We start from the raw sequence: 19,288 nt of genomic DNA on the forward strand, positions 1-19,288 counted from the left end.
ACAAGCCGCGATCTCTGTTCGTGTCGGCTTAGATCAGATCGCAGCCAGCGCGTCCACCAGACGGCCCGCGCCATGGCGGTATGGGTCCACGGTGGGCAGGCCCATTTCTTCTTCGACTTGGGCGCAATAGGCTGTCGCCTCTTCGTCGCTGAGATGCTGGGTGTTGATCGAAATGCCGGCCACAACCACGTCCGGGTTGGACACGCGGGCCAATGTCAGCGCGGTGTCGCGCAGCTGCGCGAGGCTTGGCAACTTAAAGCCCGGCAGGCCACGCATGTGGGTTCGGGTTGGCTCGTGGCAGAGGATCAGCGCATCTGGCTGACCACCATGCACCAGCGCAAGCGTCACACCAGAATAGGACACATGAAACAGAGAGCCCTGCCCTTCGATGAAATCCCAGTGATCGGGGTCATTGTCCGGGGTCAGATATTCAACCGCACCCGCCATGAAATCTGCGATCACGGCGTCCAGTGGAACCCCTTGGCCTGTGATCAGAATGCCGGTCTGGCCGGTGGCGCGGAAGGTCGATTTAAGACCCCGTTTCTGCATTTCGGCGTCCATCGCCATGGCCGTATACATTTTACCCGCAGAGCAATCGGTGCCGACAGCAAGGCAGCGTTTGCCGCGGCGCGGCACGCCGGTCGCAATCGGGTAAGCCACGGTCGGTACGCGCACGTCATGAAGGGTGCGACCATGCATTTGTGCCGCGGCAACCAGCTCGCCTTCGTCCCGCAGCAGGTTGTGCAGCCCGGAGGCAATATCATAGCCCATCTCAAGTGCCTGCACGAGCACCTCTTTCCAGGCCGCAGAGATGATACCGCCCCGGTTGGCCACACCAATCACGAGGGTTCTGGCCCCGGCATCCAACCCTTCTTGCAGCGTCATCTCGGTCAGACCCAGATCTGCACCACAATCTGGCAGGCTGATCTGGCCAACCGCGTTTTCCGGGCGCCAGTCACGAATGCCGATGGCAACTTTCGCAGCCAGCATGTCAGGCGCATCGCCGAGGAACAGCAGATATGGGGTCTCAATCATGGCAGTCACTTTCTAAGCAGAATTACAGCGTCATTCGAAGACTCTGCGAAGAAGGTCCGAATTTCTTACCAAAATGACATGAGAACCGGGCCAAATTCGAATTTTCTTCGACTCATTTCCCACTTCTCGATGAAATATCCCGCAATGTCATGCGCTAACACTGGATTCTTGCGCGTCGGCAGCAGAAATGGCGCTGCAACGCAGCGTTATTTTGCCGCGCGTGCAAAAGTTATTGCGCGCGGCTCTGGCGCAACTTAATAACTCAAACAAACATAAATCTGAAATTTCCTTACCTGGAGGATTTGATGAGCTTCCGCATTCAACCCGCCGCGCCCAGCCGCCCGAACCGCTGCCAACTGTTTGGCCCCGGCTCTCGCCCTGCGATTTTCGAAAAAATGGCTGCTTCTGCCGCTGATGTCATCAACCTTGACCTGGAAGACAGCGTCGCCCCGTCCGACAAAGACAGTGCGCGCGCCAATATCATCGAGGCATTGAACACGGTCGATTGGGGCAACAAATACATGTCCGTGCGCATCAACGGGCTAGATACGCCTTATTGGTATCGCGATGTGGTTGACCTGCTGGAACAAGCCAGCGAGCGCCTTGATCAGATCATGATCCCCAAAGTGGGCTGCGCCGAAGACGTCTATGCGGTTGATGCGCTTGTCACCGCCATTGAAACCGCGAAGGGGCGACAAAAGAAAATCTCTTTTGAGGTGATCATCGAGTCGGCGGCTGGAATTGCCCATGCCGAAGAGATTGCCGCCGCCTCCCCGCGCCTGCAGGCGATGAGCCTTGGGGCTGCGGATTTTGCGGCCTCGATGGGCATGCAAACAACCGGCATCGGCGGTACGCAGGAAAACTATTACATGCTGCGTAATGGCGAAAAACACTGGTCTGATCCGTGGCACTGGGCACAGGCCAAGATTGTGGCCGCCTGCCGCACGCATGGCGTCTTGCCGGTCGATGGACCCTTTGGTGATTTTTCGGATGACGAAGGGTATGTCGCCCAGGCCGCGCGCTCGGCCACACTTGGGATGGTCGGCAAATGGGCCATTCACCCCAAACAGATCGCATTGGCCAACACGGTCTTTACCCCCTCTGAGGAGGCCCTCGCCGAAGCGCGCGAAATTCTGGCTGCCATGGAGGACGCCAAAGCCAAGGGCGAAGGCGCAACTGTCTACAAGGGTCGTCTGGTTGATATCGCCTCAATCAAGCAGGCAGAGGTGATTGTCGCCCAGTCAGAGCTGATCGCAGCGAATAGTTAATTTTGAGAATCGGCAGGACAGCCCCGGCCATCGCTCGGGCTGTGCGCGCTATGCCCGCAGGTCCTTGGGGCTGCCCATCACGACAAAGGACGTAATGGCGTTGACTTGCGGCAGAACGCCCAGAACGTCGGTGTGAAAAGTCTTATAGGCGACCAGATCCGTCGCCTCCACGCGCAGCAGATATTCAACCGCGCCGGTGATGTTATGGCATTCCACCACTTCCGGCGCATCGGCAATCGCCACTTCAAACGCTTGCTGCGCGGCTTTGGTGTGCTGGTTTAGCCCCACAGTCACATAGGCGACAAACCCTATGCCGCGTTTGCTGCGATCCACCACCGCGCGATACCCGGTGATGACGCCGCTGCGCTCAAGCTCCTGCACACGGCGCAGGCAGGCCGAGGGCGAGAGCCCCACTTTTTCAGCCAGTTCAATATTGCTGATCCGGCCTTCATCCGAAAGCACCTGCAATATTCGCTCGGATATTTGATCCCTCTTGCCCATTAATTGCATTTTTCCCAAAAATTCGCAGCACTTTGCAACAACACCTTCGTAAGAATGGATCATTATTGCAAGATGACCTATGAAATTCTGCTTGGCCTTTTGCTCTTTGCCTTTGTCAGCTCCATCACGCCGGGGCCAAACAACATGATGCTGTTGGCCTCTGGGGCCAACTTTGGATTTGGCCGCAGCGTGCCGCATATGCTGGGGATTGGCATTGGCTTTACCATCATGATTGTGCTGGTTGGCAGCGGGCTGATGCAGATTTTTGATCTTTGGCCTGCCAGCTATCATATTCTCAAAGCGGTCAGCGCCCTCTATTTGGTCTGGCTGGCGTGGAAAATCGCCACTGCCAGTGCGCCAGAGCGCAGCAACAGCAATGCGCGCCCAATGAGCTTTCTGCAGGCCGCGCTGTTTCAATGGGTCAATCCCAAGGCCTGGACCATGGCCCTGACCGCAATCACGCTCTATGCGCCGGGTCGCGAATGGACTGCTGTTTTGGTGGTTGCCGGCGTCTTCGGGGCGGTCAACCTGCCCTCTGTGAGCGCCTGGGCGCTGCTGGGTCAAGAGATGCAGCGGGTGCTGACAAATGCATCCAGACTGCGCGCGTTCAACTGGACGATGGCCGCGCTGCTGATCCTGTCGCTGCTGCCCAGCTTTCTGAGCTGACATTTCCCGGCATCTAATCGCACAGCATTAGTTGCATTTCTCTGAACGCAAGGTCATATACGCAGACGCACAGTGCGCGGAGTGACAAATGACGAATTACCTCGATTTTGAAAAACCTTTGGCCGAAATTGAAGGCAAAGCCGAAGAATTACGGGCGATGGCCCGGCAAAATGAGGAAATGGATGTTTCGGACGAGGCTACTGCGCTGGACCGAAAAGCAGGTGAACTGCTGGAAGAGCTGTACCAGAACCTGACTCCTTGGCGCAAATGTCAGGTGGCCCGCCACCCGGATCGGCCGCATTGTCAGGATTATATCAATGCACTGTTCACAGAATTCACGCCCCTGGCGGGCGACCGCAATTTTGCTGATGACCACGCGGTGATGGGCGGCCTAGCGCGGTTCAATGACCGCCCGGTGATGGTGATCGGCCAAGAAAAGGGCAATGACACCAAATCCCGCATTGAGCGGAATTTTGGCATGGCGCGCCCCGAAGGCTATCGCAAGGCCATCCGCCTGATGGAGCTGGCTGACAAATTCAACATTCCGGTTGTGACACTTGTGGACACTCCCGGTGCCTATCCAGGCAAAGGTGCCGAAGAGCGCGGCCAGTCCGAAGCCATCGCGCGCAGCACCGAAAAATGCCTTGAGGTTGGTGTGCCCGTCATTTCCGTCATCATCGGCGAAGGCGGCTCTGGCGGCGCGGTGGCGCTGGCGACGGCCAACAAACTGGCGATGCTGGAACATTCTGTCTATTCGGTCATCACGCCGGAAGGCTGTGCCTCGATCCTTTGGAAGAACGCCGACAAGATGCGCGAAGCGGCCGAAGCGCTGCGCCTGACCGCAAATGACCTGCTGCAGCTGGGCGTTGTGGACCGCAGCATCACGGAACCCACCGGCGGGGCTCACCGGGGGCGCGCCGCTGCCATTGCCAGCGTGGGCCACGCGATCGAAGCCATGCTGGCTGAGATGGACGGCATGGACCGTGAGGCGCTGATCAAGGCGCGTCGCGAGAAATTCCTGAAAATGGGCTCCAAAGGTCTGGCGGCCTAAACCGCCAAGTGACGTAACCCCTGCGTCACATCCCCCCGCACAGCAAGGCGTAGGCCGGGTTCATCTCCGGCCTTGAGCGCCGCCAGAATCAGCCGGTGATATTGCGGCGGCTCGTTCTTGCGCATACGCCCGTAAAGCGCCCGCATGGTCGGCCCCAATTGCAGCCAGACCGTTTCTGCCATGGCCAACATCGCCGGGGCCTGCGCCCTGAGATAGAGCGTACGGTGAAATTCCAGATTGGTACGGATGTAGCGCACCGCATCGCGTTGGGCGACAGCATCGGCCACAGCGTTATTGATCGACTGCAACCGATCGATCAACGCCATATGCGCGCGGGGCAGCGCCCGGCTGGCCAGCTCCACCTCGATCAAGGCGCGCAGGGCCGCAAGCTCTTCGATTCGATCATTGCTGAGCTCTGGCGTCGCCACCCGGCCCGAGCTTGAGAGCGTCAGCGCACCCTCGGCGACAAGCCGCCGCACGCTTTCTCGCGCCGGGGTCATCGAGACCTCGTATTCCGCGCCAATGCCCCGCAGTGTCAGCGCCTGCCCTGGGGCAATCTCACCATGCATGATGCGCGAGCGTAATCCGCGATAGACCCGGTCATGGGCAGATGTGGCATATTCGGTGGGGCGCGGTTGCGAAAGCATGGCGTGAATGTGATCACAAATCGCCGCGCCGTCAATCACCATTCTGCGCAGTGTCAAACCGGTAGCGGTGCAACTTTTCCCCATGCTGCCGGAGCCAGCGCCTCTCGGCCGCATGCGGTCCATAAAGCCGGTCCACGACCGCCCAGAACGCGGGCGAGTGGTTCATCTGCGCCAAATGCGCAACCTCATGCGCGGCGACATACTCCAGCACCTCGCGTGGGGCCATGATCAGCCGCCATGAGAACATCAGATTGCCCTCAGAGCTGCAGGAGCCCCAGCGCGAGCGCGTGTCGCGCAGGCTGAGCCTCCCATAGGGGCGACCCAGAGATGCGCTATAGCGCATGGCTGCATCGGTCAGGCGCGTGCGCGCTTCGCGCTTGAGCACCTCTTCGACCAATCGCGGCACCGCGCGATGGTTTTCAGGCACATACAAAGCCCCCTCAGCGATATGGCCGACCCGCCCCTCCGCGCGGGTCACGGTCCGCAGTTCACCCTGCACCGGCAGCTCTGCCCCCAAGCCAATCGCAACGGGTTCAGGCCGTGCCGCCAGCTGCTGTCGCAGCCAGTCCTGTTTGGATTGCGCAAAGGCCAGCGCTTCGCCCACAGGGACCCCGCGCGGCATGGTCAAGGTCACGCGCCCATCCAGGCGCGACACCCGCAGGCTGATGCGCCGAGCGCGTGCGCTCTGCCGCAGCGACACCCGGATTTCAGGGTTTCCCGGCAAGATATGTTCTGTCGCCACCACTCTCTGCCGCCCCTTTGCGCGATACCCTTTGACTTGCCCGATCACTTATGGCAGTTGGCCCGGACTGTCGACAAGACTCACGTGATTAGGGGGATTCCCATGCCCAAAGAAGAATGGGGCGTCAAGCGCCTGTGCCCGACATCGGGCAAACGATTTTATGACCTGAACAAGAACCCGATCGTCAGCCCCTATACGGGCGAGGTCGTGGAGATTGACGAGAACAAAGGCCGCATGATTGCCGCCGACAATGAAGACGCCGCGACACTGAAAGCCAAGGCCGCCAACCTAGAGGATGGCGACGTGCTGGAAGAAGAAGACGTCGATCTGGATCTGGAAGATGATGTTCTGGACGAAGATGACGATGAGAATGTGTCTCTCGACGAGATCGCTGATGTCGCCTCTGAGGATGACGAAAATTAATCGTTTTCGGGCGGGATTTTGCACTTGATCCCGCCCAACGAAGCGCCTAATTAAGCGCGCACAGACAGCAACACACTGTCGCTTTGGGGCCTTAGCTCAGCTGGGAGAGCGCTTGCATGGCATGCAAGAGGTCAGGGGTTCGATCCCCCTAGGCTCCACCATATCTTTCTCTTTCCAAATTATTGTCTATGGTATCGATGCCAGTAGCAGTTTCCTAGCTGCGGCTCTTAGGGATGAGGATACCATGCAAAAACAAACACTTTCCGGCCAGGTCGCGTTGGTGACGGGCGGCGGTCGCGGGATTGGTGCGGCGATATCAACGCATCTGGCGGCCTGCGGCGCTAAGGTTGCGCTGCTTGGCAGAACGGAAAATTCGGTCAGAGAAACGGCAGAAGCCATCGGCGCAAACGCGCTTCCGATCGTGGCAGATGTGACCGACGCCGCGGCCCTGGCATCTGCGGTCGCAACTACGGAGGAAACTTTTGGCCCCATAGACCTCTTGGTCAACAATGCGGGCGTGACGGGCACGCCGGGCAATATCGCCGATGTTGATGCCCAGGCCTGGTGGCGCACGCTTGAGATCAATGTCATGGGCGTGCTGCTCGCTTCCAAAGCCGTGCTGCCCGGCATGCTGGCACGGGGACGTGGGCGGATCATTCACATGGGGTCAAATGCTGGCAACCTTGCCGGCACCGGGGTCACAGATTACTCGGTTTCAAAAACCGCGCTGCTTCGGTTCAACGAAAGCCTTGCCTCTGAAATTGGCACGCAGGGGCTTTTGTCCATCGCCGTCAGCCCTGGCGTGGTGGAAACAGATATGCTTGACCATTTTGACCAGGTCTTCAAAGAGACGCGGTCGGACTGGACCGGTTTTGACAAGGACATGATCTTTCCGGTCGAAACCGTCACCCGATTGATTGAACGCATTGCAATGGGGGAGGCTGACGCATTCGGTGGGCGGTTCATCCATGTCAAAGACAACCTTGATGCGGCGCTCAAGAACCAAGATCGCATCCTTGAAGACGATCTTTTGATGCTGCGCATTCGCCAGATTGATTGATCAGGCTTCAGCGCCAAAGAAAGCCCCGCTCTCATGCGAGAGCGGGGCCATTTTCAGCGGTCAAATTTCAGCGCGTCAGGTCAGTTGACGGCTTTGGCGTCGACCACATCGGCTTCCAGTTTTTTGGAGCCGCTGGCAATTTCGATCCGGCGCGGTTTCAGCGCTTCGGGCACTTCGCGCAGCAGGTCGATGTGCAGCATGCCGTCTTCATGGCTTGCGCCGGTCACGCGCACATGGTCCGCCAGCTGGAATTTGCGCTCAAACGCGCGGGTGGCGATGCCCCGGTGCAGGAAGCTGCGCTCTTTAGCGTCTTCGGATTTGCGCGCGGTCACGATCAGCGCGTTTTCCTTGACTTCGATGCCAAGGTCCTCGGCAGAAAAGCCGGCAACCGCCAGAGAAATGCGATAGGCATCATCTGCAGTTTTCTCAATGTTATAGGGAGGGTAGCTGGATGCGGCGGCATCCTGTGTCAGCACGCGATCCATCAGATCTGCGATTTGGTCAAAACCTACCGACGCGCGGTAGAGGGGTGCGAAATCAAAGCTACGCATAGGGTCATCCTTTTCTAAGCGACAACATATGTTCAGGCCTTCCCAAAGGGGACAGGCGGTTCAGCCGGACCCATGATTGGCGTCCGGTGCAAATTAGATATGCGGCAAAAAACCGGATTCAAGAGGTCTAATGCGCGGGCGCTTTCAAAAATTTCGCACCCCCACCTGCGGGCTGTGTGCCAACGCGGATGCGCTTTGCGCCCTGCCCCACCCGCTGCGTGATCGCATTTTGCCCGCGCATGCGGCGACGCAGATCATCAACCACACGGCCAAGTGCCATGCCGTACATCACCGTGCGACCCTCTGCGGTTTTGTGCCCGCCAGAGACCAGCGACAGGATGCGCACCCGCGTGCCATGGCGCACAAAAACCGGGGCACCGGAGGAGCCATAAGTGCCGTCACAGTCAAAGCTGTAGATGTCTTGATAGCGGCCGGTCAGGCGACACTGGCGCTGCCAGCTCATCGCTTCGGCGCGCCCACGGCCGTAGGACAGGAACTGCACATCGCTTTCCGTGCCGTGCGTTTCATGGATGAGAAACGGATTGGCTTCGGCGCTATGAATGGCCTTTTCAAGCCGCAGCAGCGCCACGTCATGCGGAATGCTGCGTGCGCTGACATTTGGCCCTTCGTACACATAGCCCTCGGCCAGCAGAAGCTTGTCCACCCGCCGCTCACTAAGGGCCGCGCCGTCCAGATAGGCGGCGCGGAACACGGCGTCTTGCGCATCACGGGCCAGACCTGTTTGGGTATCGATCAGACAATGCGCTGCGGTCAGCACCAAATCCGCCGAAATCAGAACGCCGGTGCAGAACCCGCCATCTTTGAGGTCGACGCGCCCCACGGCCTCCCAGCCCAGCAGCTTGCCGCGCGTGTCCAATTTCTCGAGCGCGGATCCGCCCTGTCCCACTGCCGGGGTCAGCGCCAAAAGCGCGATCACAAGGGCGGGCCGCAGGCCCCGCATCAGGTATCCCCCAATGCCAGCCGCGCGATCAGCCCCTCTACCAGGGTGGCAGGCGCAACTGTCAACGCCACCGGGGCACCATCAGCCCGCGCCATCGCCGATACCAGCGAGACGATCTGCAATTGCCCGCGCTGCCATTGCAATACCGGGGCCCCGCTGGCCCCATGGCTGGCAAGACAGCGGGTCACAAAGACCCCTTCCGGATGGGCGGCAAGATCGCAGCCCTGCTGCAGCTGCAATTGTTCAGAACTGCCCGCCCCATAAGAAAGCACGCCGGCGGTGGCACCGCTTAGGTCGGGCTGACCCATCGCAAGCGGCGGCACCAGACTGCGGGAAATCGGATGGCTGAGCTGCAAGAGCGCCACATCATGGCGCAGCGTGCCAATCTGCGCCCGTTGCAGGCGATCATATTCCGGGGCAACGGCCAGACGTGCCGCGGGGGCATCCACAAGCGCACGGCCATTTCGATACCCGGCGCGAAACACCAGCTGATGGGCCGCAAAGGCCGCGCCGGTGTCCTTGTCATACAAGCAATGGGCTGCCGTCAGAACCAAATCCGGCGCCACCAAAGTGCCGGTACAATAGCCCCGTCCTGCAAGATCAATGCGCCCGACCGCCGGAACATCCGTCGGGGCCAGTGCCGCTTCGGTCACTTGCACGTCAGCCATGGCAGGCTGTGCCCAGCCAAGGGCGGAGATGACAAAGGAGAGTGTAAGTAAGGCGCGCAGCATAAAGACCCCAAAATTCATTGTGCCAACCTTGATGGGCCCACAAGGCGAAAATGGGGCGCCTCTTGGGCCATCTGGCGAAGAATACGCGGCCCTGCCTGATGATTTCCCATGACAAGCTGCGGGCCGCTGGCTAGGGTGCGCCCATGCAATGGGCTGATAGACTTACACTTTTTTCAACGCTCGACTTTGTTGGGCTGGCGCTGTTGATATCCGGCTGGCTGATCGTCGGCTGGTTCACCGAGAACCCTCCGAAAGGCCGTCCATCGGTTTCAAGCCTGATGGTTTTTTATCGCCAGGAATGGATGCGGCAATTTGTTTTGCGCGATCCGCGTATTTACGATGCGCAGATACTCGGCAACCTGCGCCAAGGCACGGCGTTTTTCGCGTCGGCCTCGATGATTGCCATCGGGGGTGGGCTGGCGCTGATTGGCAATGCCGAGCGCCTGACCGGCGTTGCGACCGACCTGACATTGGTCAGCGCCCCGACCATCGTCTGGGAAATCAAACTGATCGTCATGCTGTTCTTCGTGGCCAATGCGTTTTTGAAATTCGTCTGGGCGCATCGTCTGTTTGGCTATGCGGCTGTCATCATGTCGGCCGTGCCTGTCGACGCGAAAGATCCGCAATGCCTGCCCCGCGCAGAGAAAGCCGGAGAGATCAACATTACCGCGGCCCGCAGTTATAATCGCGGCCTGCGCTCGGTCTATTTTGGTCTTGCGGCGGCGGCTTGGCTGGGCGGCGGTTGGACATTGATTGTCGGCAGCCTGCTGACGGTTTTCATTGTCTGGCGGCGCGAGTTTGCCAGCCGCTCACGCCTGTCGTTGATGCAATCCCCGCTTTAATCGCCTAAGCTTGGTCTATGAGACATCTTTTGATCAGCGCATTGCTCACGATGCTGGCCGCGCCGGCGCTGGCCGATCCGCCGGTGATCGAAGAGGTGCGCGCCACGCTGCAAGGTACTACGTGGCGCTTTGATGTGACGCTGAGCCACCCGGATACCGGAACTGAACACTATGCAGATGGCTGGCGGATCTTGGACCCGGATGGCAATGAACTGGCGCTGCGCGTCCTTTATCATCCGCATGTCAACGAGCAACCGTTTACCCGCAGCCTCGGCGGTGTGGTCCTGCCAGACGGTATTTCAGAAGTCGGCATTCAGGCCCGTTGCAACGTAGATGGCTGGGCCACCGAGGTGATTGCGCTGGCTCTGTCTGCGCCGCATTACACCCGGTGATAGGGGGACCCGGCGAGGATCGTGGCAGCGCGATAGATCTGCTCGCTCAGCATCACGCGCGCCAGCATATGCGGCCAGACCATCTTGCCAAAGCTCAGCGAAAAATCAGCTTGGGCGCGTAGGCTCGGGTCGATGCCATCCGCACCCCCGATTACAAAAGCCAGATCACTCACCCCTAAATCGCGGCGGCGGCCCAACTCGTTTGCAAAATCTGGTGAACTCATCAATTTGCCGCGTTCATCCAAGGTGCAGATCACGGCCCCCTTGGGAATGGCGTCTGACAACAATGCGGCCTCTGCACTCATGCCGCCGCCCTTGCGATCCTCGACCTCATGCACACGAACAGGGCCGAGGCCCAGCGCCCGGCCCGCTTTGTCAAAGCGTTTCAGATAATCGTCGATCAGATCCCGCTCTGGGCCTGCGCGCAGGCGGCCCACTGCGCAGATATGCAGTCGCAGTGCCACAAGTGCCTTTCAGGGCCATTGCCCTTGGTTGTGCTTAGGCGGTGCCGCCCTGCATCCACATTTTTTCGAGCTGGTAGAACTCGCGCACTTCCGGACGGAACACATGCACAATCACATCGCCCGTATCGATCAACACCCAATCGCCGGTATCCTTACCTTCGATCTTGCTGGTGCGACCGGTTGCCTTCTTGATACGCTCAACCAGTTTTTCGGACATTGCCGCAACTTGGCGCGACGAACGGCCGGAGCAGATCACCATGTAATCGCCAATCGAAGAACGCCCGCGCAGGTCCACCTGTACGATGTCTTCGGCCTTGTCGTTTTCAAGAGAATCAAGAATGAGCTCTAGCAGCTCGGAAGCGGTCATACCGGGGTTCGGTGTCTCCGCGATTTTGTCACCAGTCGTGGCAGTTGCCACATCCATATTTAAAGACAGAGATCTGCCCTCCTTAGCAACGTGCCGCATTGCCCCGGCACTGGGCCTAACTTTAAGATAGCACCCGTTCTATGAATTTCCAATGAAACGCAAGCGAAATGCCGCTGGCATTGGTAAATTTGCGGTAATAAGTATCACATTTCGCGCCCGGCGGCTGCAGTTGCGGCCAAAAATGCTTAGTCTTCCACGCCATCGGCTTTGCGCGCTTGCCGGGTCTGTTCAGGGTCGATCCGGGTTGGTTCCTCGTTGAGCACGCGCACTTCGCGCTGCGGGAACGGGAAATTGACGCCGGCATCCTTAAAGGCATCCCACAGCGCCAGATAGACATTGCCGCGAATATTGGTCAGCCCGCCGGTTGGATCGGAAATCCAGAACCGCAGGATATAATCCACCGAACTGTCGCCAAATCCGACGATATGGCAGACTGGGGCCTTGGGCGTGCTTAGGACCCTCTCCACATTTTGCGCGGCCTCAATGGCGACCTTGCGCACCAGATGCGGATCGTCGCCATAAGCAGTCCCAAAGAAAATATCGAGCCGCACGAAATCGTTGGAATGCGACCAATTCACCACCTGTCCGGTGATCAGATCTTCGTTTGGGATCAGGTATTCCCGCCCATCCCGCGTCACCACCGAAACATAGCGTGCGCCCAGCGAATTGATCCAGCCGAAGGTATCGCCCAGCGAAATCACATCGCCGGGTTTGATCGACTTGTCGAGCAAGATAATCACACCCGACACGAGGTTTGAGACCACTTTTTGCAGACCAAAACCAAGGCCCACACCAATCGCACCGGACAGAACCGCAAGCCCCGTCAGATCTACACCAACGATGCGCAGCCCGATAAAGAAGGCGAGACCGTAAAGGATCACCTGCAAAAACTTGATTGCCAGAACCTGCATCGAGGGGCTGATATCTTCATTGCTGCGAATACGCGCCGCAGAGGTGCCCGCCACAAACCGCGCGATCGCCAGCGTCACGGCGAGCATCACCGCCGCTTGCAGCACGGTCCAAAGAGACAGGCGCACCGATCCGATTTGAAGCGCAGCAGAATCCAATAGCTGCTGCACCTCTTCGCCGACGCCGATCAGCGCCAGAGTGACCCAGGCCCAGGCCCCGTACCGCAGCATCGAGCGCAAAAAGGAATTGTGGATGAGCCGTGTGGCCAAGGCGATCACCAGCCAGGCCGCTGTCAGGTTTCCAAAGATCGACAGCAGATAAGATCGGCTGGGCCAGGTCAGCTCGCGCATCACTGCGACGGTGATCCAGATCAGGATGACAAAGAATATCAGCGCCATGCGCCGCTGCAGCAGCAACATGTAGCGATAGCGCCATTTCGGCCATCCTTCGCGCTCGCGCATCCACTCGCGCAATTTGGGCCCAAAATAGCGTGACAGCAGGAAGGACAGGACCAAGATGCCAAAGGCAATCGCCAGTTGATAGGCATTCCAGGGACGCATCAGCCCCGAAAGGAAGACTTCGGTCTGCTCCCACAGGCTCAGGGATATATCTTGCACCGTTGGCGCGTCCGCCGTGTTCGTGGCGGCGGCCGTATCCTCTGGCAATGTCGAGGTGTGTTCCGTCATACCCGCCCCTTCTTTTCATCAAGGTGGCACAGGCACGCGGGACGAAACAACCCATTTCCCTTGCTCTGTCGCGCGACTCCGTCTATCTGGGCTGCATGAAACGCATTCATGACATTGACGACCGCGCCTTTCTGCCTTGGCGCTTTCACGGTCAGTCCAAGACTGTCATCGCCGCCCTATAAGGGCGCGGCGCACCTCTGTGCGCCCGTATTGCAGCCATACCGCCATTTCAAACAATACGGAGAGGACCCATGTCCCCCAAAACACTCTATGACAAAATCTGGGATGCCCATGTCGCCCATGAGGCCGATGACGGCACCTGCCTGCTGTATATCGACCGTCACCTGGTTCACGAAGTGACCTCGCCGCAGGCCTTCGAAGGTCTGCGCATGGCCGGCCGCAAAGTGCGCGCGCCCGAAAAAACCATCGCTGTGCCTGACCACAACGTGCCAACCACGCTGGACCGTGAAAAAGGTATCGAAAACGAGGAAAGCCGCATTCAGGTTGATGCGCTGGACAAAAACGCCAAGGAATTTGGCGTGCATTACTACCCAGTGTCTGACATCCGTCAGGGCATCGTGCATATCGTTGGCCCAGAGCAAGGCTGGACCCTGCCTGGCATGACGGTTGTGTGTGGTGACAGCCATACCGCGACCCACGGCGCGTTTGGCGCATTGGCGCACGGGATCGGCACTTCTGAGGTTGAGCATGTTCTGGCCACCCAGACGCTGATCCAGAAGAAATCCAAGAACATGAAGGTGGAAGTCACCGGCAAGTTGAACGCGGGCGTGACCGCCAAGGACATCACGCTTGCGGTGATCGGCGAAACCGGAACGGCCGGCGGGACAGGTTATGTCATCGAATATTGCGGCGAAGCGATCCGCGATCTGTCGATGGAAGGCCGCATGACCGTCTGCAATATGGCCATCGAAGGCGGCGCGCGCGCGGGCCTGATCGCCCCGGACGAAAAGACCTTTGAATATTGCAAGGGCCGCCCCCATGCCCCGAAAGGCGCAGAATGGGAACAGGCACTGGAATACTGGAAAACGCTCTTCACCGATGAAGGCGCGCATTTTGACAAGGTGATCACCCTCAAAGGCGAAGACATTCAGCCGGTTGTGACCTGGGGCACCTCGCCTGAGGATGTGCTGCCCATCACCGCGACCGTGCCCCATCCCGAAGATTTCGAGGGTGGCAAGGTCGACGCTGTGAAGCGCGCCATCGACTATATGGGCCTGACCGCCGGCCAAAAACTGACAGATATCGAGATCGACACCGTCTTTATCGGCTCCTGCACCAACGGGCGCATCGAAGACTTGCGTGCGGCGGCCGCGATCCTGAAAGGCAAGAAGATCAAGGATGGTCTGCGGGCCATGGTCGTGCCGGGCTCTGGCCTGGTGCGTGCGCAAGCCGAAGAGGAAGGCCTGGCCGACATCTTCAAAGAGGCCGGATTTGAATGGCGCCTTGCGGGCTGCTCCATGTGTCTGGCGATGAACCCGGACCAATTGGCCCCGGGCGAGCGCTGTGCCGCAACCTCCAACCGCAACTTTGAGGGTCGCCAAGGCTACAAAGGCCGCACCCACCTGGTCAGCCCAGGTATGGCAGCAGCCGCTGCCCTGACCGGCCATTTGACCGACGTGCGCGAGGTGATCTGAAGATGACGCCAACGCCCAGCCAACGACGACTCCGTGTCCTCGTGCTGGCGGAAGCCGCGAACCCTGAATGGGTGAGCGTTCCGCTGGTTGGCTGGACGTTGGCGCAGGCCTTGCGCGAAGTCGCGAATGTGCATCTGGTCACACAGGTGCGCAATCCCGATGCGATCCTGCGGGCAGGGCTGACAGAGGGCGAAGATTTCACCGTCATCGACACCGAAACCACCGCGGCTTTCGCCTATAAGCTGGCCGAACGCCTGCGCATGGGCAAGAACCGCGGCTGGACAACGGTGCGGCTGATCGAAAGCCTTGTGTATCCCTTTTTTGAACGCAAGGTCTGGCAGAAGTTTGGCGCAAGGATCAAAGCCGGGGAGTTTGACATCGTGCATCGCGTCACGCCCCTGACCCCAACCGCCAACAGTCTGATCGCGGGCAAGTGCAAGCGGGCCGGTGTGCCATTTGTGATGGGGCCGCTGAATGGCGGCGTGCCATGGCCCCGGGACTTCCGGGGCGCGCAACTGCGCGAGCGCGAGTTCCTGTCCTTTGTGCGCGCCGCCTTCAAGCTGAACCCAGCGCGAGGGCGGACGTTGAAAAACGCCCAGGCCATCATTGCCGGATCGCAACAAACGCGGTCCGAAATTCCGGCGCGCTATCAGGATAAGACATTCTTTGTGCCAGAGATCGCCATTGACCCGTCCCGGTTTGACGGCAGCAATGCGCCCTATGGTGACGGCCCATTGCGCAGCTGTTTCATCGGTCGGCTTGTGCCCTACAAAGGCGCGGACATGTTGATTGAGGCGGCGGTGCCGTTGCTCGCCGACGGCAAGCTGGCGCTTGATATTCTTGGCGACGGACCTGAATTGCCCGCCCTCAAGGCGCAAGCGGCAGCAGCCGGGGTCAGCGACGCGATCCGGTTTCATGGCTGGGTCGATCATGCCAAAGTTCAAGACATCGCCAAAGGCGCACAGCTGTTCACATTCCCCTCCATCCGGGAATTTGGCGGCGGCGTGGTGCTCGAAGCGATGAGCCTCGGATTGGTGCCTGTGATTTGCGATTATGCCGGCCCGGCAGAATTGGTGTCAGATCACACGGGCTATAAGATTGCGATGGGGCCTCGGGACCGTATCGTGCAGGCCCTGCGGCAGAAGCTGACAGAGATTTGCGCCGATCCCACGCAGCTAACGGCAAAAAGCCAAGCCGCGCGTCAAAGCGTGCAAGAACACTTCACATGGTCCGCCAAGGCCCAGCAGATCAGCCAGATCTATCGCTGGGTGCTGGAGGGCATCCCAAAACCAGAACCGATGTCCGGCCATCAGGCCAGCCTATCGCGCGCGATCGCACAGCGCCTGCGGGCATCACGAGACCTGAAACCGAATTGAGAATTCCATATCCAGCCAGTTTGCAAGGAGGCTTACACTATGGACAAGTTTACCACCCTGACCGGCATCGCAGCGCCGATGCCACTCGTGAATATCGACACCGATATGATCATCCCCAAGAACTTCCTGAAAACCATCAAGCGCTCTGGCCTTGGGGCCAATCTGTTTGACGAAATGCGCTTTGATCGCGAAGGCAACGAGATTGCCGACTTTGTGCTGAACCAGCCACAATACCGCGAAACGCAGATCCTGATCGCCGGCGACAACTTTGGCTGCGGCTCTTCGCGGGAACACGCGCCTTGGGCCATTGCCGACTTTGGCATCAAGTGCATCGTCTCTACCAGCTTTGCCGACATCTTCTTTAACAACTGCTTCAAGAACGGCATTCTGCCAATCGTTCTGCCCAAAGAGCAGGTCGAATTGCTGATGAAAGACGCGGAAAAAGGCGCAAACGCGCGTATGACCGTGGACCTGGAAACGCAGGAAATCACCACCTCGGACGGTGAGGTCATCACCTTTGACGTCGACAGCCACCGCAAGCACTGCCTGCTGAACGGGCTGGATGACATCGGCCAGACCATGGAAAAGGCTGCCGCGATCGACAGCTTTGAGGCCACAGCCTCTGCGGTGCGCCCCTGGGTGTGACGCAACAGGCCAGCGGGCGCACCGCCCGAATTTGGCCATATTTGCAATTTATTCTGTACGGCGCGGGCGAAGAACTCCCCGCGCCGTATGGTTTTTGCGGCATCGGAACCACGGATAGATCTACCAAAAGTGGAGTTTTTGCAAAATTTTTCGCATGAACTCTCGCCGGTAAATTCATGGTTTCGAAACGATTTTTCGCGGAAATTGATGCAAACGGGCATCACATTCATTCCCGCGCCTTGGAATTTTTCAGCGACAGCAACTAAACCTTGAGCATTTTTTCGTTCCCAGACAGAATTAAGGCAAGAATGAGGCAGACCGCCCTGAGAAATCGGGCGGATCAAGTTGGAAACAGCACGCGGCAACGAATCGTGGCGGTCCAGTTTGAAGGGAAAAGAGCAGTGCTCGCACAATTTGTCAGCGCATTCACGCGCGCGATCTTAATGGTTGTTTTGGTGGCGATGCCTGCCATGATTCTGCCGGGCGTGAGCTCTGATAGTGCGCAGATTGCATTGCTGATTTCGCTTTTTGCCGCCGCGCTGGTTTTTATCGAATATTTCGCAACCTACCCCAGCATCATCGAATTTCGTTATGCGCCGCCGTTCAACCGCCTGCGGTATGCGTCGGTGTTTCTGACGGTGTTTGTTCTCGCCTCGATTGCGCGCAACGGCACCGATCCAAGCCTATGGACCGGCCTTTTGACGTCGCTCGGCCAGCTCGTTGGCGCGGCGCTCGATTTTCCTTATTCGCCTGTCCGGCTTGTGCTGGCCACGCTGCCCGCCGGGACCGATCTAGCAGAGATCAGTTTCGTACGCGCCGCCGCGGGCCTGTCTTATGCGCTGTCTCTGCTCAGCCTGCTGCTGTTTTACTTTATGGTCCGCGTGCTGGAATGGCCGGCCCGAAATGGCGCGTTCAACGTTTGGGTCAACCTGCCACTGTTTGACCCGACCGCCGGTGGCGATGTCTTGCCGCGGCTTAACCGCGACGGCCGTCTTAACATTGCCTTAGGGTTTCTGCTGCCATTTTTGTTCCCAGCATTCATTCACACCATCTCGGACCTATTCAATACGCTGCAATTGACCCATCCGCAGACCCTGATCTGGACAGTGATCCTATGGGCGTTTTTCCCGGCCGGGCTGGTGATGCGCGGCGTCGCCATGATCCGCATTGCCGCGATGATCGACGAAAACCGCAAGCGCGCCTATGCCGTCGCGCAGGGCTTGCAGCCGGTCTAATCGCCCTTTGGGCGTCTTTCGCGGGCGCAGACAGCTTTCGGGTCGCCACATTTAACACCAACCTGCATGGCACCGGCCCCGGCGTTATGCTGCGCGATATCCTGGCGCAACAGCCCCACCCGATGCGTGTCGCGGCGCTGATCGCAGATGCCAAACCAGATGTGATTGTGCTGCAAAACATAGACTATGATTTTGAGCATCATGGCCTGACCGCGCTGCGCGACCTTATTGCGACACAAGGGCACGAGATGGGCTATCTCTATGCCCCCGAACCCAACAGCGGCTGGCCGACGGGCCTGGACCTGGATGGCGATGGCACGGCCTTTGGCCCGCGGGATGCGCAGGGCTATGGGCGCTTCCCCGGTCAGCGCGGTCTGGCGATACTGTCCACCTACCCCATCGCCGGCGATGCGGCGCAGATATATACGGATCATTTGTGGGCAGAGGTCGCCGACCTATTTGCCCAACGTGTCATTCTCGACAGACTGCTGACAGATAATGCGCAAGAGGTTCAGCGCCTCAGTTCGGTGGCGCATGTGGCCGTGCCGATACGTATCAATGGGAAAAGCCTGACGCTGCTGACGCACCACGCCACGCCGCCGATTTTCGATGGCCCCGAGGATCGCAATGGCTTTCGCAATGCCGCCGAAAATCTGCTGTGGCTCTATATATTGGATGGCACGCTCGGCCCCCCGCCGCCTACGCCGCTGATCTTGGCGGCCATGACCAATCTAGACCCTTGGCGCGGCGCGGGCCAGCACGGCGCGATGCGGCGGCTTTTGGACAGCCCAGCTTTTGTCGATCCTGCGCGGAACATCGCGCCGTCTCATCGCGTGACCTCGCGCTGGCCTGAGAGCACGACAGGTGATCTACGCCTGTCTTATCTGTTGCCCTCCCCCGATCTCAAAGTGCTGGCGGGCGGGCGATCAACGCTCGCGCCAGCGCAGCCGCCCCTACGGGCGCACCCGCATGCTCTGATCTGGCTTGATCTGGCGTTTGAACCCGCCCCCTAGGGCGCAGT

The 19,288-nt window shown here is 59.2% G+C and carries 22 protein-coding genes and 1 tRNA gene; 13 read left to right on the plus strand and 10 right to left on the minus strand.

Annotated features, from left to right (window positions below; all coding sequences use genetic code 11):
* Positions 1-33 precede the first annotated feature (33 nt).
* Positions 34-1,035 (minus strand): N-acetyltransferase DgcN, encoded by a 1,002-nt coding sequence (dgcN, locus tag N6L24_RS12910; RefSeq protein WP_271845097.1) that lies wholly within the window; start codon positions 1,033-1,035, stop codon positions 34-36.
* A gap of 305 nt (positions 1,036-1,340) precedes the next feature.
* Here dgcN and N6L24_RS12915 point away from each other — a divergent pair, with 305 nt between their 5' ends.
* The gene (locus N6L24_RS12915; protein WP_271845098.1) at positions 1,341-2,303 is read left to right on the plus strand and encodes an L-malyl-CoA/beta-methylmalyl-CoA lyase; all 963 of its coding nucleotides are present in this window, start codon (positions 1,341-1,343) and stop codon (positions 2,301-2,303) included.
* A gap of 48 nt (positions 2,304-2,351) precedes the next feature.
* On the opposite strand, the gene N6L24_RS12920 is transcribed toward N6L24_RS12915, so the two are convergent.
* Positions 2,352-2,804 carry an Lrp/AsnC family transcriptional regulator gene (locus tag N6L24_RS12920; RefSeq protein WP_271845099.1) on the minus strand — a complete coding sequence of 151 codons (453 nt, stop codon included), beginning with the start codon at positions 2,802-2,804 and terminating at the stop codon, positions 2,352-2,354.
* A gap of 72 nt (positions 2,805-2,876) precedes the next feature.
* On the opposite strand from N6L24_RS12920, the gene N6L24_RS12925 reads away from it, so the two are divergent.
* A complete protein-coding gene (locus N6L24_RS12925; protein WP_271845100.1) occupies positions 2,877-3,470 on the plus strand; it encodes a LysE family translocator in 594 nt (197 codons plus the stop codon).
* 88 nt (positions 3,471-3,558) lie between these two features.
* Positions 3,559-4,521: an acetyl-CoA carboxylase carboxyltransferase subunit alpha gene (locus tag N6L24_RS12930; protein WP_271845101.1), complete on the plus strand. Its 963-nt coding sequence runs from the start codon at positions 3,559-3,561 to the stop codon at positions 4,519-4,521.
* On the opposite strand, the gene N6L24_RS12935 is transcribed toward N6L24_RS12930, so the two are convergent.
* Complete coding sequence (locus tag N6L24_RS12935; protein WP_271845205.1) at positions 4,518-5,168, minus strand: GntR family transcriptional regulator; 651 nt, start codon at positions 5,166-5,168, stop codon at positions 4,518-4,520. The genes N6L24_RS12930 and N6L24_RS12935 overlap by 4 nt on opposite strands.
* Positions 5,169-5,199: 31 nt before the next feature.
* Positions 5,200-5,913 (minus strand): M48 family metallopeptidase, encoded by a 714-nt coding sequence (locus N6L24_RS12940; protein WP_271845102.1) that lies wholly within the window; start codon positions 5,911-5,913, stop codon positions 5,200-5,202.
* 99 nt (positions 5,914-6,012) lie between these two features.
* Between N6L24_RS12940 and N6L24_RS12945 the strand changes: the two genes are divergently transcribed.
* The 3 genes from N6L24_RS12945 to N6L24_RS12955 all read left to right on the plus strand — a co-directional run bounded on the left by N6L24_RS12945 (position 6,013) and on the right by N6L24_RS12955 (position 7,393).
* On the plus strand, positions 6,013-6,333 hold the full coding sequence (locus N6L24_RS12945; protein ID WP_271845103.1) for a TIGR02300 family protein: 321 nt from the start codon (positions 6,013-6,015) through the stop codon (positions 6,331-6,333).
* A gap of 85 nt (positions 6,334-6,418) precedes the next feature.
* A tRNA-Ala gene (locus N6L24_RS12950) sits at positions 6,419-6,494 on the plus strand.
* An 83-nt stretch (positions 6,495-6,577) separates the two neighbouring features.
* Entirely contained in the window at positions 6,578-7,393 is an 816-nt protein-coding gene (locus tag N6L24_RS12955) for an SDR family NAD(P)-dependent oxidoreductase (RefSeq protein WP_271845104.1), read from the plus strand.
* 80 nt (positions 7,394-7,473) lie between these two features.
* Here the strand turns inward: N6L24_RS12955 and N6L24_RS12960 are convergent, their stop codons facing one another.
* The 3 genes from N6L24_RS12960 to N6L24_RS12970 form a co-directional block, all read right to left on the minus strand.
* On the minus strand, positions 7,474-7,944 hold the full coding sequence (locus N6L24_RS12960) for an Hsp20 family protein (RefSeq protein ID WP_271845105.1): 471 nt from the start codon (positions 7,942-7,944) through the stop codon (positions 7,474-7,476).
* Between the two features lie 127 nt (positions 7,945-8,071).
* Positions 8,072-8,905, minus strand: coding sequence for a trypsin-like serine peptidase (locus tag N6L24_RS12965; RefSeq protein WP_271845106.1), 834 nt, complete (start codon positions 8,903-8,905; stop codon positions 8,072-8,074).
* Positions 8,905-9,654: a trypsin-like serine peptidase gene (locus N6L24_RS12970; RefSeq protein ID WP_271845107.1), complete on the minus strand. Its 750-nt coding sequence runs from the start codon at positions 9,652-9,654 to the stop codon at positions 8,905-8,907. The genes N6L24_RS12965 and N6L24_RS12970 overlap by 1 nt, the downstream gene beginning before the upstream one ends.
* A 125-nt stretch (positions 9,655-9,779) precedes the next feature.
* Here N6L24_RS12970 and N6L24_RS12975 point away from each other — a divergent pair, with 125 nt between their 5' ends.
* Together N6L24_RS12975 and N6L24_RS12980 are read left to right on the plus strand one after the other, a co-directional pair.
* Entirely contained in the window at positions 9,780-10,478 is a 699-nt protein-coding gene (locus N6L24_RS12975) for a DUF599 domain-containing protein (RefSeq protein WP_271845108.1), read from the plus strand.
* A 17-nt stretch (positions 10,479-10,495) separates the two neighbouring features.
* On the plus strand, positions 10,496-10,870 hold the full coding sequence (locus N6L24_RS12980; protein ID WP_271845109.1) for a hypothetical protein: 375 nt from the start codon (positions 10,496-10,498) through the stop codon (positions 10,868-10,870).
* Here N6L24_RS12980 and rlmH read toward each other — a convergent pair.
* The 3 genes from rlmH to N6L24_RS12995 all read right to left on the minus strand — a co-directional run bounded on the left by rlmH (position 10,858) and on the right by N6L24_RS12995 (position 13,356).
* Positions 10,858-11,328: a 23S rRNA (pseudouridine(1915)-N(3))-methyltransferase RlmH gene (rlmH, locus tag N6L24_RS12985; RefSeq protein ID WP_271845206.1), complete on the minus strand. Its 471-nt coding sequence runs from the start codon at positions 11,326-11,328 to the stop codon at positions 10,858-10,860. The genes N6L24_RS12980 and rlmH overlap by 13 nt on opposite strands.
* 40 nt (positions 11,329-11,368) lie before the next feature.
* On the minus strand, positions 11,369-11,758 hold the full coding sequence (rsfS, locus tag N6L24_RS12990; protein WP_442872604.1) for a ribosome silencing factor: 390 nt from the start codon (positions 11,756-11,758) through the stop codon (positions 11,369-11,371).
* A gap of 188 nt (positions 11,759-11,946) precedes the next feature.
* Complete coding sequence (locus tag N6L24_RS12995; protein WP_271845111.1) at positions 11,947-13,356, minus strand: mechanosensitive ion channel family protein; 1,410 nt, start codon at positions 13,354-13,356, stop codon at positions 11,947-11,949.
* A 251-nt stretch (positions 13,357-13,607) separates the two neighbouring features.
* On the opposite strand from N6L24_RS12995, the gene leuC reads away from it, so the two are divergent.
* The 5 genes from leuC (at position 13,608) to N6L24_RS13020 (ending at position 19,280) form a co-directional block, all read left to right on the plus strand.
* Positions 13,608-15,011, plus strand: coding sequence for a 3-isopropylmalate dehydratase large subunit (leuC, locus tag N6L24_RS13000; RefSeq protein ID WP_271845112.1), 1,404 nt, complete (start codon positions 13,608-13,610; stop codon positions 15,009-15,011).
* A gap of 2 nt (positions 15,012-15,013) precedes the next feature.
* Positions 15,014-16,387 carry a glycosyltransferase family 4 protein gene (locus N6L24_RS13005; RefSeq protein WP_271845113.1) on the plus strand — a complete coding sequence of 458 codons (1,374 nt, stop codon included), beginning with the start codon at positions 15,014-15,016 and terminating at the stop codon, positions 16,385-16,387.
* Positions 16,388-16,426: 39 nt separating this feature from the next.
* Positions 16,427-17,032: a 3-isopropylmalate dehydratase small subunit gene (gene leuD / locus N6L24_RS13010; RefSeq protein WP_271845114.1), complete on the plus strand. Its 606-nt coding sequence runs from the start codon at positions 16,427-16,429 to the stop codon at positions 17,030-17,032.
* Positions 17,033-17,433: 401 nt separating this feature from the next.
* Positions 17,434-18,267 (plus strand): sortase B protein-sorting domain-containing protein, encoded by an 834-nt coding sequence (locus N6L24_RS13015; RefSeq protein ID WP_271845115.1) that lies wholly within the window; start codon positions 17,434-17,436, stop codon positions 18,265-18,267.
* A complete protein-coding gene (locus tag N6L24_RS13020) occupies positions 18,267-19,280 on the plus strand; it encodes an endonuclease/exonuclease/phosphatase family protein (RefSeq protein WP_271845207.1) in 1,014 nt (337 codons plus the stop codon). Before N6L24_RS13015 ends, N6L24_RS13020 begins: the two co-directional genes overlap by 1 nt.
* The last annotated feature ends 8 nt before the right edge of the window (positions 19,281-19,288 follow it).

Source organism: Cognatishimia sp. SS12, from assembly GCF_028369055.1.
Taxonomy (GTDB): domain Bacteria; phylum Pseudomonadota; class Alphaproteobacteria; order Rhodobacterales; family Rhodobacteraceae; genus Cognatishimia.